Genomic DNA, 14,610 nt, shown 5'->3' with positions numbered 1-14,610 from the left:
GTGATGTTCGCTTTCGTGGTGCGTGAAGTGGGTCCGGACCATTGTCGGTCCGGACACGGCCGAGACACGCACCGAGCCGGCGAGCACATCGCCGCCGGGGATCGTGCGACTGCGCGGCAGCGGTTCTCGGTGGTACGTGCCAGTAGCGCGGCGCTGACGGCGTACGCCGACGGTGTTCAGCTGCCGGCCGGGAAGACCGACCGGTGGGCGATGCCGATGATGAACGGGCCGACGTGGGCCGGGTACCTGTCGACGATCGCCTTCTTGTACGCGTCGCCGTCGTCGCCGAGCAGTTCGCGGGCGTCGGCGAGGCAGCGGCGGACGACTTCGCAGACCTCAGGCCCGGTGGGGGCGCCGTGGCGGGCGAGGATCGTGTGTAGCCGGACGCGGAGGCCAGGGCGTCGACGGCCTGCTGCCGGCCGGTGATGTCGTTGTTGCCCAGTGCCCGGAGTCACTCGCAGGCGTCGCGGAGTGTGCGCAGGATGCGCGCCAAGTGCTCGCGGTCGTCGGCAGGGAGGGCGGCGGTGACGTGAGTGCGCAGTTGGTGGACGTGAGCGGTCAGCGCGTGGTTGAGAGCCTCCTCGCCCTGGTCGGTCAGCACGGCGAGAGCCGCCCGTCGGTCGCCGGGGTCGGGCGCCCGGCGGATGAGCCCTTCCTTTTCCATGCGGTCGGCGAGCCGGGTGAAGCCGCCCGAGCTGAAGGACACGGCTTCTGCCAGATCGGTCATGCGCAGCTGGTGTCCCGGCGTCCGTCCCAGGCGTAGCAGCACTTCGAACCAGGCGTCGGGTATGCCCAGATCGCGGTGCACCAGGGGCTTGATGCGGGCGTGGGCCTCTACGAACAGACCGTAGAGGGTGACGTCGTCGTCGTTCAGCAGATGCTCGTTCACTCCACCAGGATGCCAGAAGAGAAGAGCGGAAGAATCTGTTATTGCAATATCTGCATTGACAGATATATGGTCTGGGGAGCCGACTGAACCGCCAGTGTTCCTGAAGGAGTAGTCGTGAAGTCGACCCGTAGCACCTTGGCCTCCGCCGTCCTTCTGGGGGTCCTCGCCGCGGGCGGTGCGACCGCCGCCGCTGTCCCGTCTGCTCCCGCCGGACGGACCGGCTCGAGCGAGGAGGCCCAGCTCCAGGCGCTGTACCGGCAGGCCGTGGCCGAGGGCGGACGGCTCGTCGTCTACGCCGGCGGCGACAAGCCGGGCCAGGCCGACTACCTCAAGGACGCGTTCGAGAAGAAGTTCCCCAAGATGAACGTGGACATCGTGGTCGACTTCAGCAAGAACCACGACGCCCGCGTCGACAACCAGGTCGCCGGGCATCACGTGGTCGCCGACGTCGTCCACCTGCAGACCATCGACGACTTCCCGCGCTGGAAGCGGGAAAGGGTCCTCGAGAAGTACAAGCCGGTCGGCTGGAACAAGGTCTACCCGCAGATCAAGGACCAGGACGGCTACTACACCGGCGTGTTCTTCTTCGCCTTCGCCGACGTCACGGCCACCAAGCTGGGCTCGGGCGCTCCGGTCGAGGCGAAGGACTTCCTCAAGCCGCAGTTCAAGAACAAGCTGGTGTTCACCTACCCGAACGACGACGACGCCGTCCTGTACTACTTCAAGCAGCTCACGGACACATACGGCTTCGGCTACTTGAAGAAGCTGCTCGCCCAGCACCCGAAGTTCGTGCGTGGCACTCAGGACTCCGCCGACCTGGTCGGCACCGGCGACTACGTGGCGAACTTCGCCAGCGGCGGCAGCGCCGGCGGCCTGTCGAAGGTCACCCTGCCCCGCAAGTCCCCCTGGGTCGCCTGGCCGCAGACCGCGGGCATCCTCAAGAACGCCCCGCACAAGGCCGCCGCCAAGCTGTACCTGAGCTGGCTGCTCTCCAAGGATGCCCAGGAACACGCCATCGGCACGTGGAGCGCCCGCACCGACGTCGCCCCGCCCCCCGGCCGCAGGAACATCTTCGACTACAAGAACATGAACCCGCTCGGCCTCGGAGAGTTCATGAGCGACCGCGCGGCCCTGGACCGCTACAAGGCCCGCATCAACCTGTACGTCGGTGACGTGCAGGGTGTGAACCCGTCCGACCCGAAGAATGTGCTCGGCCTGTACCCCACGGACCAGAACGGCACCCAGGGCTGACGGTCCGCCCGACAGGGGCACTGCGATTCCGGCCCCCGTCCGTCTCTCGCCGGTACACCGCCACGGGGCGAAGCACCGGTTTCCCCGCCATCACCTCACCTCAAGGAAGCAAGCATGAGCGCCCTCGACTTCAAGATTCTCGACCTGGACTTCCCGGCCGGCAGCAAGAACAAGACGGCCACCCTCGTCACCGGCGAGAGTGACGCGCTGCTGGTGGACGCCGCCTTCACCCGCGCCGACGGCCACCGCCTGGCCGCCGAGATCCTCGACTCCGGCAAGACCCTCACCACCGTCTTCGTCTCCCACGCCGATCCCGACTTCTACTTCGGCGCCGAGGTCCTCGCCGACGCCTTCCCGGACGCCGTCTTCGTCGCCACCCCGCTCGTCATCGAGCACATCCAGCACTCCTACGAAGGCAAGCTCAAGGCCTGGGCCGCCCTGGGCGCCAACCTCCCCACCCGCCTCGTCGACCTCGAACCCCTCACCGGCGACCTCACCCTGGACGGCCACCGCTTCGAGCTCAAGGGCGGCCCGGCCGAACTGCCCGACCGGCACTACCTGTGGCAGGCCGAGTCCCGTGCCCTGCTCGGCGGCGTCCTGCTCTTCCAGCAGGAACACGTCTGGGTCGCCGACACCCCCACCCCCGCCGACCGCGACGCCTGGATCGGCCTGCTCGACGAGATGGCCGCCCTGCAGCCGGAGCTGGTCGTGCCCGGCCACCGCCTGCCCGGCACGCCCGCCGACGCGTCCGCCATCACCGCCACCCGCGAGTACCTGGTGGCGTTCGAGGAGGAGCTGGGCAAGGCGGCCGACGGGGCGGCGCTGACCGAGGCCCTGGTCAAGCGGTACCCGGACAACGGGATGCTGATCGCCGCCCAGATCGGCGCCAAGGTCGCCAAGGGCGAGATGAAGTGGGGCTGACCATGACCGAGTCCACCACCTTCGCGACCTCCACCGCACCCGCCGACGTCGTACGCCGCCAGTACCTGGCCTCCGCGGCCGGGGACCTGGAAGCCCTCCGCGCCACCCTCGCCCCGGACGTGGAGTGGACGGAGATGGCCGGCTTCCCGCTGGCCGGCACCTACCGCACCCCCGACGGCGTCACCGCCAACGTCATGGAACAGCTCGGCAGGGACTGGGAGGGCTGGACCGCCCACGACGACACCTACGTCGTCGACGGCGAGAACGTCGTCGTGCTGGCCCGCTACACCGCCCGCAACAAGACCACCGGCAAGCCGATCGACGTCCGCGTCGCCCACCACTTCGTCGTCCGCGGCGGACTCATCGTCCGCTTCGAACAATTCGTGGACACCGCCAAGGTCCGCGACGCCATGACCGACTGACGCCCGCCCGCACCGCAGTTCGTACCTGAGGACGCACCTGATGAAGCCCACCGTCGTACTGGTCCACGGCGCGATGCACACGCCGTGGATCTTCGACCCGCTGCGTGAGCGGCTCACTGCCCGCGACATCGCCTCCCGCGCCCCACAGCTGCCCAGCAGCAACCCCGACAGTGCCGCCGCCCAGGGTCTGACCGAGGACGTCGCCGTGGTCCGTGCCGAGATCGAGGCCGTCGAGGGCCCCGTCGTGCTCGCCGCGCACTCCTACGGAGGTGTGCCCGCCACATGGGCCGCGGCACAGGAGGACCGGGTCGCCGAACTCGTCTACATGGCAGCCTTCGCCCTGGAGCCCGGGGTCTCGATGATGGAGTGGATGGGCGGCGACTTCCCGCCCACCTGGAAGCACTCTCCCGACGGTCTGGCCGTCAAGGCGGGGGACGCGGAGCAGTCCATCTTCAGCGGGGTGGACCCGGTCCTGACCGCCGAGGCGGTCAAGCGGCTCAACTGGCAGGGCATGCGCGCCTTCACCGAGAAGCTGGGTGCCGCGCCCACGGACGTTCCCTCGACGTACGTCGTGGCCACCGAAGACCCGGCCCTCCCGCCTGCGGTGCAGGAGCAGTGGGCCGCGCACGCCGCACACAGTCTGCGCGTGCCCTCCGGGCACTCCCCGCACCTCTCGCACGCGGACGAGATCGCCGACCTGCTTGCGGACGCGGTCGCGCGCGCCGAGACGTGAAGTCGGCGGGCGAGGAACCACGCCTCCGAGTCGCCGGGGCATTCACGAGCACGACGAAGCCGCCGGGGCATTCACGAGCACGACGAAGCGCTGGCAAACCGGCGACTCCTTGTCGGGGCCGCCCTGCGCACCACCCTTGTCACGGTCAGTCGGCGGTTCTAGGCTCGCACGGTCCTACTCATGAACTGCGTTCACGTACACGATCGGAGTACTCGATGGGTGGAAGATCCCGTGCGGCCGTTCTCCTGGCCGCCGTGGTGACCGTGGGAGCCGCACTCGTACCCACCGCGCACGCGGCACCGAGGGCTCCCCGGACGGTCGTCCTCGACGGCGCACGCCTCCAGCAGACCCGGGCCCGCCTGGAGCACGGCGACCCGCGACTCGAGCGCGCGCTCAAGAGCCTGACCGGGCGCGCGGACGCCTGGCTCGGGCAGGGTCCGTGGACGGTCGTCGACAAACCGAAGCCGGCGCCCGGCGGCGACCTCCACGACTACCTGAGCCAGGCCCCCTACTGGTGGCCCAGCACGGCCCCCACCGCCGACAACCCCTGGGGCTGCCCCTACGTGCAGCGCGACGGACAGCGCAACCCGGAGGTCGACAGCGGCACGGACCGGCAGGACGTCGAGAAGGTCTTCGACTCGACCTACGACCTCTCCCTCGCCTGGTACTACACCGGAAGGCGGAGCTACGCCCAGAAGGCCGAGCAGATCCTGCGCACCTGGTTCCTCGATCCGGCCACCCGGATGAATCCCAACCTGAACCACGCGCAGTTCATCCCGTGCAAGTACGACGGCCGGGCCATCGGCATCATCGACTTCTCGCAGTCCTACACCAGCGTCCTCGACGCGCAGGCGATCCTCGCCACGGGCGCCCCCGGCTGGACCACGAAGGACCGGACCGCGATGGGGAACTGGAACTCCGACTTCCGTGACTGGCTGAAGAACAGCGACTTCGGCGCGCAGGAGGGCGCCGCCGCGAACAACCACGGGACCTTCTACGACATGCAGCTGGCCGCCCTCGCCTACGCCACCGGCGACGAGGACCTGGCGCGACGGACCGTCCGCGACGCACGCGTCAAGCGGATCGACCCGCAGATCGCCGCCGACGGCAGCCAGCCGCAGGAGCTCGCACGCACCCGGAGCTGGCACTACTCGACCTTCGACCTGGTCGCTTACACCCGGCTGGCGGCCATCGGGCGGCACGTCGGCGTCGACCTGTGGGCCTACCGGGGGCCCGGGGGGCAGGGGCTGGCCAAGGCGGTCGACTACCTGCTGCCCGCCGCCACCGGCGCCTCCGCCTGGCCGTACCCCGAACTGGAGTTCCATCGGTACGCGGCGAGCGACGTCGTGCACGCCGCCGCCGACGCGGGGGACGAGGCGGCCCGGAAGGCGGTGTCCGGGCTGGAGTCCCCACCCGGCGGCGACCTCTGGGCGCTGCGGCCCGCGGCCGAGCAACTGGACTCCATAGCGGGCTGACCGGAGGCTTTCCGGCCGGGGCTGCTGAGCGCTCGCTTAGGATGGGGATCAGGTGTACGCGTGTTCACGGTGTACGTGACACGTACGCGCGTTCCAGGCGTACGCACCGACCTCGTCCAGCCACGTTCAGGAGCCCCTTCCGTGACCGCCGAAGCCCCGCCCGTCCCCGCCCTCGCGTACGGCCGGCTGATCCCCGTGGCCGTCCACTTCGACGACCTGGACGCCCTCGGGCTGCTGCACAACGCCCGCTACCCGCTGCTGGTCGAGCGTGCCTGGACCGAGCTGTGGCACACCTACGGCGTCCGCTTCGAAGGGGACTGGGCGGCCGCGGGAGACGCCTGCAACGCCGTCAAGGAACTGCGGATCACCTACGAGGCGCCGGTCGCCAGCCCGGGCGGGTACGCCGTCCACCTGTGGCTGGAGCGGCTCGGCACCACCGGTCTGACCTACGGCTTCCGCTTCTGCTCGGCCGACGGGGCGGTCACCTACGCACACGGCACCCGGGTCCTGGTCCGGCTGGACGCGGCCACCCTGCGCCCCACCGCTTGGAGCGAGGCCTTCAGGACTGCCGGTCGGGAACTGCTGCGGCCGGCGCACTGATCTCGCGCGAGCCCCGCCCGCCGCCCAGAACTCCCGCGAAGACGGCGAGGCAGCAGGCCAGCGCCGTCACCAGGCCGAACGACACCACCAGGCTGGTGGCCTGCGCCACCCCGCCGATCAGACTCGGCGCGACCAGCCCCGAGGTGTACGTGATGGTCGCCACGCCCGCGATCGCCTGACTGGGGTTGGGCCCGCTGTGGCCGGCCGCCGCGAAGCACAGTGGGACGACGACCGCGATCCCGAGGCCCATCAGCGCGAACCCGGCCATCGCCACCGCCGGATACCGCGCGACGACGATCAGCAGGCCGCCGAGGACCGCCAGGGCGCCGCCGGCGCGGACCGTGCGGACCGCTCCGTAGCGGTTCACCACCGCGTCCCCGGCGATCCGGGCCACCGCCATGGTCAGCATGAAGCCGGTCGTGGACGCCGCCGCGAGACCCGCCGAGCTCTCCAGCCGGTCGCGCAGGAAGACCGCCGACCAGTCGAGGCTCGCACCTTCCGCGAACACCGCGCAGAAGCCCACCGCGCCGATCAGCAGCGCAGACCTCGGCGGCAGCGCGAACCTCGGCGGCGGCTCCTCGTCCTCGGCGGGCTGTACGTCCAGCACCCAGCCGCACGCCAGCACGCCGAGCAGCGTGAGCACGGCCGCCGCCAGCGCGAAGTGCAGCCGGGCGTCCGAGCCGAGATGCGCGGCGAGCGTGCCGGCCGCCGAGCCGATCAGGGCGCCCGCGCTCCACATGCCGTGCAGCCCGGACATGATCGACCGGTCCAGCAGGCGCTCCACCTCCACGCCCAGGGCGTTCATGGCGACGTCGGCCATCCCGGCGGTGGCGCCGTAGACGAACATCGCCAGGCACAGCGTGTACAGGTTCGGCGCGAGGGACGGCAGCACCAGGGCGAGAGTCCACAGCGCGATCAGGCCCCGCAGGGCCGTACGGCTGCCGAAGCGGTGGCTGATCCGGCCGGCCAGCGGCATCGAGCACGAGGCGCCGAACGCGCCGAAGGCCAGGGCGAAGCCGAGCTGACCCGTGCCGAGCGAGGCATGGTCCTGGATCCACGGCACCCGGGTGGCGAACGAGCCGGTGACGGCACCGTGCACGGCGAAGACGGCCGCCACGGCGTAACGGGCGCGCGTGACCGGACGCCTGTCGTCGACCATGTGACTCATGTTCCGTCCCCTCCCTGGATGGGCGCACCCCGCCGCACCGCCGTAAACTATCAGGGAGCCTGCCTGATAGATAGCGTGTTTTGCGCGCCATCGGGTGCCGCGGTCTGGAAGGATTCCGGTCATGCCCGCATCACCGAGCACCGCCCGGGCCATCAACGACCGGCTCGCCCTGCGGCTGCTGCAGCAGGAGGGCCCGCTGACGGCAGGGCAGTTGAAGCAGCTGACGGGACTGTCCCGGCCGACCGTCGCCGACCTCGTCGAACGTCTCACCGCCTCCGGGCTGATCACGGTGGTGGGGGAGTCCGGCGCGCAGCGCCGCGGCCCGAACGCCCGGCTGTACGGCATCGTCGCCGACCGGGCCCACCTCGCGGCGCTCGACGTGCGTACCGAGAGCGTCTCCGTGCTGGTCTCCGACCTGCTCGGCCGGGTGCTCGCCGAGGCCTCCGTGCCGATCGGCGGGGACGGCGGGACCGGCCCCGCGCAGGAGCAGGCGGTGGCGCTGGTGGAACGGGCGGTGAAGGAGGCCGGGGCCGACCGGTTGCACACCGTCGGCATCGGTGCGCCGGGCCTGATCCACCCCGGCACGGGTGAACTGCGCGACTCGGCGGGACTGCCCGGCTGGCACCGCGGCCTTGTCACCGCGCTCCAGGAACGCTTTCTCCAGGCCCGGGTCAGCGTCGAGAACGAGACCAACCTCGCCGCCCTGGCCGAGCAGCGGGAGGGTGCCGCCCGCGACCGGGACACCTTCGTCCTCCTCTGGCTCGGCCACAGTCCCGGCGCCGCCGTCGTCCTCGACGGCACACTGCGCCGGGGTGCCTCCGGTGGCACCGGTGAGATCGGCTTCCTGCCCGTTCCGGGCGTGGCCGCGCTGCCCTCGGCGACCGACTGCTCGGGCGGTTTCCACTCCCTGGTCGGGGCGGCGGCGATCGCCGAACTGGCCGCGGTCCACGGGCTTCCGGGCCCCGGCCGGGGAGAGTCCGGCGCATCCGTCGTGGTGCGTGAGGCGATCGTCGCGGTACGCGAGGCGGCCGGAACGGCGGGCAGGGGTGGCGCCGGGGACGCGGCCGCCCGCTTCCTCGACGCCCTTGCCGACCGGATCGCCATCGGCGTCGCCTCCGTCGTGGCCGTCCTGGACCCCGGATGCGTGGTCCTGGGCGGCGAGACCGGCCAGGCCGGCGGGGAGGCGCTGGCCGCTCGGGTCGCGGAGCGGATCGGCCGGATGTCCCCGCTCCCCACCGAGGTACGGGCGAGCCGGCTGGGCGGCAGCGCCGTGCTGCGCGGAGCCCTGCTGACGGCCCGGGAACGGGCGCAGGACGAACTGTTCGCACCCCCGGTCCCCCTCTAGCTAGAAGAGGGCTCCGGGCCGCGAGGGCCGCGCCGGGGCAGGCCTCACCCCTTGGACCCGCCCCCGAACCGCCGCTCCAGGTAGTCCTCGAACGTGCCCTTGCCCACCGCCAGACGCGGTGTGAGGTGGCCGCCGTCGCGAAAGGCGCGGAAGGTCTTTCCGGGCAGCGGGACATGCACGACGGGGCGTCGCCGGCCGGCCGCCTTCAGCCAGGCGCGGGCCAGGGAGTCCAGGCTGCGCACCTGGGGACCGCCCATGTCGGGGACCCGCCCGGCCGGGGACCCGGCCGCCAACTCGACGAGGCGGTCCGCGACTTCGGCCACCTCGATCGGCTGGTCGGAGATCCCGGCGGGGAGCAGCAGGACGGGCACCTTGGCCAGCGTCTCGAACATCTGCGTGGGCAGGTCGTGGAACTGGGTCGTCCGCAGCACGGTCCAGCCCAGGCCCGACTCCTCGACCAGTCGCTCCACAGCGAGCTTCGACCTGTAGTAGCCGAGCGGTACCCGGTCGACGCCCACGATGGAGATGTAGACCAGGTGGTCCACCCCCGCCCGGCGTGCCGCCCCGACGAGGTTCCGCGCCGCCCGCTCGTCCCCGCCGCGCGGCGTGCTCGCGCAGTGCACGACCGTGTCCACGCCCGCCACGGCCCTGTCCAGTCCCGCACCGCCCTCGCGCAGATCGACGGCATACGGCTGGGCACGGCGGCTGAGCACCCGCACCTCGTGCCCGTCCGCCCGGAGCCGTTCGGCTACGAGCCGCCCCAGGGTTCCGGTACCGCCGGTCACCAGGATCGTGGTCATGGCTGTTCAGTCCCTCCGGATGCCGGACGCCCCCGGACGGGGCGTCCCTCGTCAGCTGGGACCGCGCAGCCCCCGCGCGATGTGACAGTCCTCGTGGATCTCCTGCGGCCGCGCCAGCTGACGCCGCGCGAATCCCAGCTTCTCCGGGTTCGTCACGGCATGCACCTCCGTGATCAGTCCGTCGCGGAACCCGAAGGAGACGACGCCGGACAGCAGGTCGCCCACCCAGGCGGCCAGTGCGCTCCCGCCGTTGGCCTCGACCACCGTGAAACCCGAGGCTGCCGGGAACCGCCGGGCGATGCCCGCCAGGAAGCGGACGACCTTCTCCCGCCCCTCGATCGGCCGCAGGGCGGCCCTGACCTTGCCGCCCCCGTCGCTCCACCAGGTCACGTCGTCCGCGAGCAGCTTCTCCAGCCGGGCGAGGTCACCGTCGCGTGCCGCCGCGACGAACGAGCCGACCAGTTCCTCCCGCCGCTCGGGCGAGGGCTCGAACCGGCCCTCCGGCACGGCCACCCGGCTCACCGCCCGCCGGTACAGCTGACGGCAGTTGGCCTCGCCGATGTCCAGCACGCCGGCGATCTCCCGGTGCCCGTAGCCGAACGCCTCCCGCAGCACGTACACCGCCCGCTCGGTCGGTGTCAGCCGCTCGAGGAGGATCAGCAGTGCCATCGACACGTCGTCCCGCCGCTCGGCCGACTCCAGGGGGCCGAGCGTGCCGTCGGAGGTGACCACCGGCTCCGGCAGCCAGGTGCCGACGTAACTCTCGCGACGGGCCCGGGCCGAGGTGAGCCGGGTAAGGCAGAGATTGGTGACGACCTTGGCCAGCCAGGCCGCCAGATGCTCGATGCCCGCCATGTCGGCGCGGCTGTAGCGCAGATACGCGTCCTGGACCGTGTCCTCGGCATCCGCGGCCGAGCCGAGCATCCGGTAGGCCAGGGCGAACAGCCGTGGACGGTGGGCTTCGAACGCGTCGGTGAACGGGGCGGTCATGAGAGCACCCTGCCAGAGCGGGGTCCGGCGACGGGCAAGGGCCGTCGTCACCGCCGCCGGGCCCGACGGCACCATAAAAGGACTAGACCAACTGGTCAATAGTACGGACCAATGCGGAGGCGGACGGTGACGAGGAGTCGACTGTGAGCCACTCCACATCGATCACCCGCATGGGTGATGGCCGGGCGTGGCACACTGGCCCTGTACCAGAAGCAGCGCACTCCGGGGTCGGTGAAAGTCCGAACCGGCGGTTACAGTCCGCGACCCGGTCGCTTCCAGCGGCCGGTTGACCAGGTGAAATTCCTGGACCGACGGTTAAAGTCCGGATGGGAGGCAGTGCGCGGCGGGCGGGCATGCAAAAGTGCGCGCCGCCGTCTGGGCTCGTCCGGTCGCGGGCGGGTCCCGTCCGGCGTCGCCCCGGTCATGCCGATCCGCTCATTCTGTCGTCGTCGACAGGCCCCGGAGTCCGTGCCCGAAGAGGCAGGAGGACCCGGGAAGTGTTCACCGGAATCGTCGAAGAGCTGGGCGAGGTCACGGCCGTCGAGAACCTCGGCGACGCCTCCCGCTTCCGACTGCGCGGCCCCGTCGTCACCGAGGGTGCGAAGCACGGCGATTCCATCGCCGTGAACGGTGTCTGTCTCACCGTCGTCGACCACGAGGGCGACGAGTTCACCGCCGACGTCATGGCCGAGACCCTCAACCGCTCGAGTCTGGGCGCCCTCTCCGCCGGCTCCCGGGTGAACCTCGAGCGTCCCACCGCAGTAGGCGCCCGCCTCGGCGGCCACATCGTGCAGGGCCACGTCGACGGTACCGGCGAAGTGCTGGAGCGCAAGCCCTCCGACAACTGGGAGATCATCAAGATCTCCCTCCCCGCGGACCTTTCGCGCTACGTGGTCGAGAAGGGCTCCATCACCGTCGACGGCATCAGCCTCACCGTCGTCGACGCCGGACCCGACCACTTCACCGTCAGCCTCATCCCCACCACCCTCGCCCTGACCACCCTCGGCCTGAAGCAGCCCGGCGACCCGGTCAACCTCGAGGTGGACGTCGTCGCCAAGTACGTCGAGCGGCTGCTCGCGGCGGGTCAGGGGGCCGCGAAGTGAACGGGCTGAACTCCGAGGCGTTCACCCTCCTCGGCCAGCACATCCTCTGGTCGGACATGATCGGCAACATCCTCGGCCTGATCACCCTGGCGCTCGGCTGGCGACGCTCGCTGTGGACCTGGCCGGTCCAGTTCCTGTCGGGTCTCGTCCTCTTCGGAGCCTTCTTCGGCCACCTCACCGGCAGCGCCGGCAAGCAGGTCGTCGTCATGGCGGTCGCCCTGTACGGCTGGTGGCAGTGGAACCGGAACAAGGGGCGGGCCGAAGACGGTGGCGACGGCCACATCGTCCCGCGGTTCGCCACCTGGCCCGAGCGTGGCGCCATGCTGGCCGCCGCAGCCGTCGGCACGGTCGCCGTCGCCCTGCTCTTCAAGGCGTACCCGAGCCTGTCCTGGGACCCTTGGCCGGACGCCTACATCTTCGTCGGCACCATCGTCGCCATGTACGCCCAGGCGCGCGGCATGGTCGAGTTCTGGATCGCCTGGCTCCTCGTCGACGTCGTCGGCGTCCCCCTGAACTTCGCCAACGGCTACGCCTTCTCCGGCTTCGTCTACGTCATCTACGGCGCGCTGGTCCTGTGGGGCATGCGCGACTGGTGGCTGCGCTCCCGCCAGGGCTCGCGGCCCGCTCTGGAAGGAGCCCCCGCATGACCGCCCGCCCGTCGCCCGCCGCCACCCTGACCGAGGCTCCCCCAGAGCAGAAGGCCTGGGGGGACCCCCATCGCGCCGCCCCCTCGATCCCACCCGTCCTCCACAGCACCGACGGCTTCGAGGACTTCGCGCTCGACCCCGTCGAGCAGGCCGTCGCCGACATCGCGGCCGGGCGTCCGGTCGTGGTCGTCGACGACGAGGACCGGGAGAACGAGGGCGACCTCGTCATCGCCGCCGAGAAGGCGACGCCCGAGATCGTCGCCTTCATGATGAGCGAGTGCCGCGGCCTGATCTGCGCCCCCATGGAGGGCGAGGAACTGGACCGGCTGAGGCTCCCCCAGATGGTCGAGGACAACACCGAGTCGATGAAGACCGCCTTCACCGTCTCCGTGGACGCCTCCGCCGCGCACGGTGTCAGCACCGGCATCTCGGCCTCCGACCGGGCGACCACGCTGCAACTGCTGGCGAGCGGCGACGCCGAGCCGGCCGACTTCGTCCGCCCCGGTCACGTCTTCCCGCTGCGCGCCAGGCCCGGCGGGGTCCTGGTCCGCAACGGCCACACCGAGGCCGCCGTCGACCTCGCCCGGCTCGCGGGCCTGCGCCCGGCCGGTGCCATCGTCGAGATCGCGGGTGAGGACGGCCGCATGCTGCGTCTGCCCGAACTGATCCCGTTCGCCCGCAAGCACGGCCTGACGATCATCTCCATCGAGGACCTGATCTCCTACCGCCGCGGCTCGGAGCCCACCGTCCGGCGCGAGGCCGAGACCCGCCTGCCCACCGCGCACGGCACCTTCACCGCTTACGGCTACCGCTCCACCGCCGACGGCGTCGAGCACGTCGCCCTCGTCCACGGCGAGATCGGCGACGGGGAGGACGTCCTGGTCCGCGTCCACTCCGAATGCCTCACCGGGGACGTGTTCGGCTCCCTGCGCTGCGACTGCGGCCCCCAGCTGGACACCTCCCTGCAGCGCATCCAGGACGAGGGCCGGGGAGTCGTCGTCTACCTGCGCGGACACGAGGGCCGCGGCATCGGCCTGCTGTCCAAGCTGCGGGCGTACGAGCTCCAGGAACAGGGCCACGACACCCTCGACGCCAACCTCGAACTCGGCCTGCCCGCCGACGCCCGCGACTACGGCGCCGGCGCGCAGATCCTCGACGACCTCGGCGTCCGCAGCCTGCGCCTGATGACCAACAACCCCGAGAAGACCGAGGCGCTGCTGCGCCACGGACTCAAGGTCACCGGCCGCGAGCCGATGCCCGTGCAGGCGGGCGAGCACAACCTCCGCTACCTGCGCACCAAGCGGGACCGGATGGGGCACGACCTGCCCTGGCTGGACACGCCCGCCGTACCGGCCCCCGCGGCCGGGTCCGCGACGGCATCCGTGGCCGAGTCCGCGGCAGAATCCGTGACCGCGTCCGCGGCCACCTGCGGCAACCAGTAAGAGAAAGTACTTAGGAGAGACGTGAGCGGCAAGGGTGCACCGGAACTGTCCGTACGCAACGCGAGCGACCTCAGGGTCGCGGTCATCGCGGCGCAGTGGCACGACAAGGTGATGGACGGTCTGGTGAACGGGGCCCTGCGCGCCCTGCGCGAGCTGGGCATCGACGAGCCCACGCTGATCCGGGTCCCGGGCAGCTTCGAGCTCCCGGTGGCCGCCAAGGTGCTGGCCGGCCGCGGCTACGACGCGGTCGTCGCCCTCGGCGTCGTCATCCGCGGCGGCACCCCGCACTTCGACTACGTGTGCCAGGGCGTCACCCAAGGCCTCACCCAGGTCTCCGTGGAGACCGGCGTCCCGGTCGGCTTCGGCGTGCTGACCTGTGACACCGAGGAACAGGCCCTGGACCGGGCCGGTCTGGAAGGCTCGAACGAGGACAAGGGACACGAGGCAGTGACCGCGGCGGTGGCAACCGCGGTCACACTTCGCTCAGTATCCGAACCCTGGCACTGAGGCACGGCCCGGAGCGCGTAGGGTAAGGACCACCATGTCCAAGAAGACGTTCGAGGAGCTCTTCACCGAGCTCCAGCACAAGGCCGCCCAGGGCGACCCCGCCACCTCCCGCACCGCCGAGCTGGTCGGCAAGGGTGTTCACGCCATCGGCAAGAAGGTCGTCGAAGAGGCCGCGGAGGTCTGGATGGCCGCCGAGTACGAGGGCAAGGAGGCGGCCGCCGAGGAGATCTCGCAGCTGCTCTACCACGTCCAGGTGATGATGGTCGCCCGCGGGATCTCCCTGGACGACGTCTACGCGCACCTCTGAGCCGCACCCG

Annotated in this window: 17 protein-coding genes and 1 riboswitch; of the genes, 12 read left to right on the top strand and 5 right to left on the bottom strand. The window is 71.1% G+C overall.

Translation table 11 applies throughout. The features are described from left to right. Nucleotides 1-176: 176 nt before the first annotated feature. Both ACWC21_RS07000 and ACWC21_RS06995 read right to left on the bottom strand, forming a co-directional pair. Nucleotides 177-455, bottom strand: a complete 279-nt coding sequence (locus tag ACWC21_RS07000) for a hypothetical protein (RefSeq protein ID WP_450878926.1) — start codon at nt 453-455, stop codon at nt 177-179. Then, nucleotides 452-889 carry a MarR family winged helix-turn-helix transcriptional regulator gene (locus tag ACWC21_RS06995; protein WP_450878924.1) on the bottom strand — a complete coding sequence of 146 codons (438 nt, stop codon included), beginning with the start codon at nt 887-889 and terminating at the stop codon, nt 452-454. The genes ACWC21_RS07000 and ACWC21_RS06995 overlap by 4 nt, the downstream gene beginning before the upstream one ends. Nucleotides 890-1,003: 114 nt before the next feature. Here ACWC21_RS06995 and ACWC21_RS06990 point away from each other — a divergent pair, with 114 nt between their 5' ends. The 6 genes from ACWC21_RS06990 (at nt 1,004) to ACWC21_RS06965 (ending at nt 6,291) form a co-directional block, all read left to right on the top strand. Beyond that, a complete protein-coding gene (locus ACWC21_RS06990) occupies nt 1,004-2,140 on the top strand; it encodes an ABC transporter substrate-binding protein (protein ID WP_450878922.1) in 1,137 nt (378 codons plus the stop codon). A gap of 114 nt (nt 2,141-2,254) precedes the next feature. Continuing rightward, nucleotides 2,255-3,061: an MBL fold metallo-hydrolase gene (locus ACWC21_RS06985; RefSeq protein WP_450878920.1), complete on the top strand. Its 807-nt coding sequence runs from the start codon at nt 2,255-2,257 to the stop codon at nt 3,059-3,061. 2 nt (nt 3,062-3,063) lie between these two features. Next, nucleotides 3,064-3,483, top strand: coding sequence for a nuclear transport factor 2 family protein (locus ACWC21_RS06980; RefSeq protein ID WP_450878918.1), 420 nt, complete (start codon nt 3,064-3,066; stop codon nt 3,481-3,483). A 40-nt stretch (nt 3,484-3,523) separates the two neighbouring features. Further along, a complete protein-coding gene (locus ACWC21_RS06975) occupies nt 3,524-4,216 on the top strand; it encodes an alpha/beta fold hydrolase (protein ID WP_450878916.1) in 693 nt (230 codons plus the stop codon). A 215-nt stretch (nt 4,217-4,431) separates the two neighbouring features. Next, complete coding sequence (locus ACWC21_RS06970; protein WP_450878914.1) at nt 4,432-5,691, top strand: alginate lyase family protein; 1,260 nt, start codon at nt 4,432-4,434, stop codon at nt 5,689-5,691. Nucleotides 5,692-5,832: 141 nt separating this feature from the next. Next, entirely contained in the window at nt 5,833-6,291 is a 459-nt protein-coding gene (locus ACWC21_RS06965) for an acyl-CoA thioesterase (protein WP_450878912.1), read from the top strand. On the opposite strand, the gene ACWC21_RS06960 is transcribed toward ACWC21_RS06965, so the two are convergent. After that, on the bottom strand, nt 6,251-7,459 hold the full coding sequence (locus tag ACWC21_RS06960; protein WP_450878910.1) for an MFS transporter: 1,209 nt from the start codon (nt 7,457-7,459) through the stop codon (nt 6,251-6,253). The two genes, ACWC21_RS06965 and ACWC21_RS06960, sit on opposite strands and share 41 nt — an antisense overlap. Before the next feature lie 121 nt (nt 7,460-7,580). Between ACWC21_RS06960 and ACWC21_RS06955 the strand changes: the two genes are divergently transcribed. Next, nucleotides 7,581-8,804, top strand: coding sequence for an ROK family transcriptional regulator (locus ACWC21_RS06955; RefSeq protein WP_450878908.1), 1,224 nt, complete (start codon nt 7,581-7,583; stop codon nt 8,802-8,804). Between the two features lie 44 nt (nt 8,805-8,848). On the opposite strand, the gene ACWC21_RS06950 is transcribed toward ACWC21_RS06955, so the two are convergent. Both ACWC21_RS06950 and ACWC21_RS06945 read right to left on the bottom strand, forming a co-directional pair. After that, nucleotides 8,849-9,604, bottom strand: a complete 756-nt coding sequence (locus ACWC21_RS06950) for an SDR family oxidoreductase (protein ID WP_450878906.1) — start codon at nt 9,602-9,604, stop codon at nt 8,849-8,851. A gap of 51 nt (nt 9,605-9,655) precedes the next feature. Further along, a complete protein-coding gene (locus ACWC21_RS06945; RefSeq protein ID WP_450878904.1) occupies nt 9,656-10,594 on the bottom strand; it encodes an RNA polymerase sigma-70 factor in 939 nt (312 codons plus the stop codon). 213 nt (nt 10,595-10,807) lie between these two features. Then, a riboswitch (FMN riboswitch) is annotated at nt 10,808-10,938 on the top strand. A 153-nt stretch (nt 10,939-11,091) separates the two neighbouring features. Between ACWC21_RS06945 and ACWC21_RS06940 the strand changes: the two genes are divergently transcribed. The 5 genes from ACWC21_RS06940 to ACWC21_RS06920 are packed head-to-tail and all read left to right on the top strand — an operon-like array spanning nt 11,092 to nt 14,600. Beyond that, nucleotides 11,092-11,697: a riboflavin synthase gene (locus ACWC21_RS06940; protein WP_450878902.1), complete on the top strand. Its 606-nt coding sequence runs from the start codon at nt 11,092-11,094 to the stop codon at nt 11,695-11,697. Then, nucleotides 11,694-12,344, top strand: coding sequence for a nicotinamide riboside transporter PnuC (pnuC, locus tag ACWC21_RS06935; RefSeq protein WP_450878900.1), 651 nt, complete (start codon nt 11,694-11,696; stop codon nt 12,342-12,344). Before ACWC21_RS06940 ends, pnuC begins: the two co-directional genes overlap by 4 nt. Then, nucleotides 12,341-13,786, top strand: a complete 1,446-nt coding sequence (locus tag ACWC21_RS06930; protein ID WP_450878898.1) for a bifunctional 3,4-dihydroxy-2-butanone-4-phosphate synthase/GTP cyclohydrolase II — start codon at nt 12,341-12,343, stop codon at nt 13,784-13,786. The genes pnuC and ACWC21_RS06930 overlap by 4 nt, the downstream gene beginning before the upstream one ends. A gap of 21 nt (nt 13,787-13,807) precedes the next feature. Next, the gene (gene ribH / locus ACWC21_RS06925; RefSeq protein ID WP_450878897.1) at nt 13,808-14,293 is read left to right on the top strand and encodes a 6,7-dimethyl-8-ribityllumazine synthase; all 486 of its coding nucleotides are present in this window, start codon (nt 13,808-13,810) and stop codon (nt 14,291-14,293) included. 34 nt (nt 14,294-14,327) lie between these two features. Continuing rightward, nucleotides 14,328-14,600, top strand: coding sequence for a phosphoribosyl-ATP diphosphatase (locus tag ACWC21_RS06920; protein ID WP_019983911.1), 273 nt, complete (start codon nt 14,328-14,330; stop codon nt 14,598-14,600). Nucleotides 14,601-14,610 lie beyond the last annotated feature (10 nt).

The organism is Streptomyces sp. NPDC001348 (assembly GCF_053597535.1).
This window is presented reverse-complemented; position numbering and strand designations above follow the sequence as displayed.

What these genes read in the sequence shown, in the direction of transcription:
- ACWC21_RS06985 (WP_450878920.1), top strand. Translation starts at nt 2,255, where the DNA reads ATGAGCGCCCTCGACTTCAAGATTCTCGACCTGGACTTCCCGGCCGGC.
- ACWC21_RS06975 (WP_450878916.1), top strand. Translation starts at nt 3,524, where the DNA reads ATGAAGCCCACCGTCGTACTGGTCCACGGCGCGATGCACACGCCGTGG.
- ACWC21_RS06945 (WP_450878904.1), bottom strand. Translation starts at nt 10,594, where the DNA reads ATGACCGCCCCGTTCACCGACGCGTTCGAAGCCCACCGTCCACGGCTG.
- ACWC21_RS06930 (WP_450878898.1), top strand. Translation starts at nt 12,341, where the DNA reads ATGACCGCCCGCCCGTCGCCCGCCGCCACCCTGACCGAGGCTCCCCCA.
- ACWC21_RS06980 (WP_450878918.1), top strand. Translation starts at nt 3,064, where the DNA reads ATGACCGAGTCCACCACCTTCGCGACCTCCACCGCACCCGCCGACGTC.
- ACWC21_RS06970 (WP_450878914.1), top strand. Translation starts at nt 4,432, where the DNA reads ATGGGTGGAAGATCCCGTGCGGCCGTTCTCCTGGCCGCCGTGGTGACC.
- ACWC21_RS06960 (WP_450878910.1), bottom strand. Translation starts at nt 7,459, where the DNA reads ATGAGTCACATGGTCGACGACAGGCGTCCGGTCACGCGCGCCCGTTAC.
- ACWC21_RS06920 (WP_019983911.1), top strand. Translation starts at nt 14,328, where the DNA reads ATGTCCAAGAAGACGTTCGAGGAGCTCTTCACCGAGCTCCAGCACAAG.
- ACWC21_RS06955 (WP_450878908.1), top strand. Translation starts at nt 7,581, where the DNA reads ATGCCCGCATCACCGAGCACCGCCCGGGCCATCAACGACCGGCTCGCC.
- ACWC21_RS06950 (WP_450878906.1), bottom strand. Translation starts at nt 9,604, where the DNA reads ATGACCACGATCCTGGTGACCGGCGGTACCGGAACCCTGGGGCGGCTC.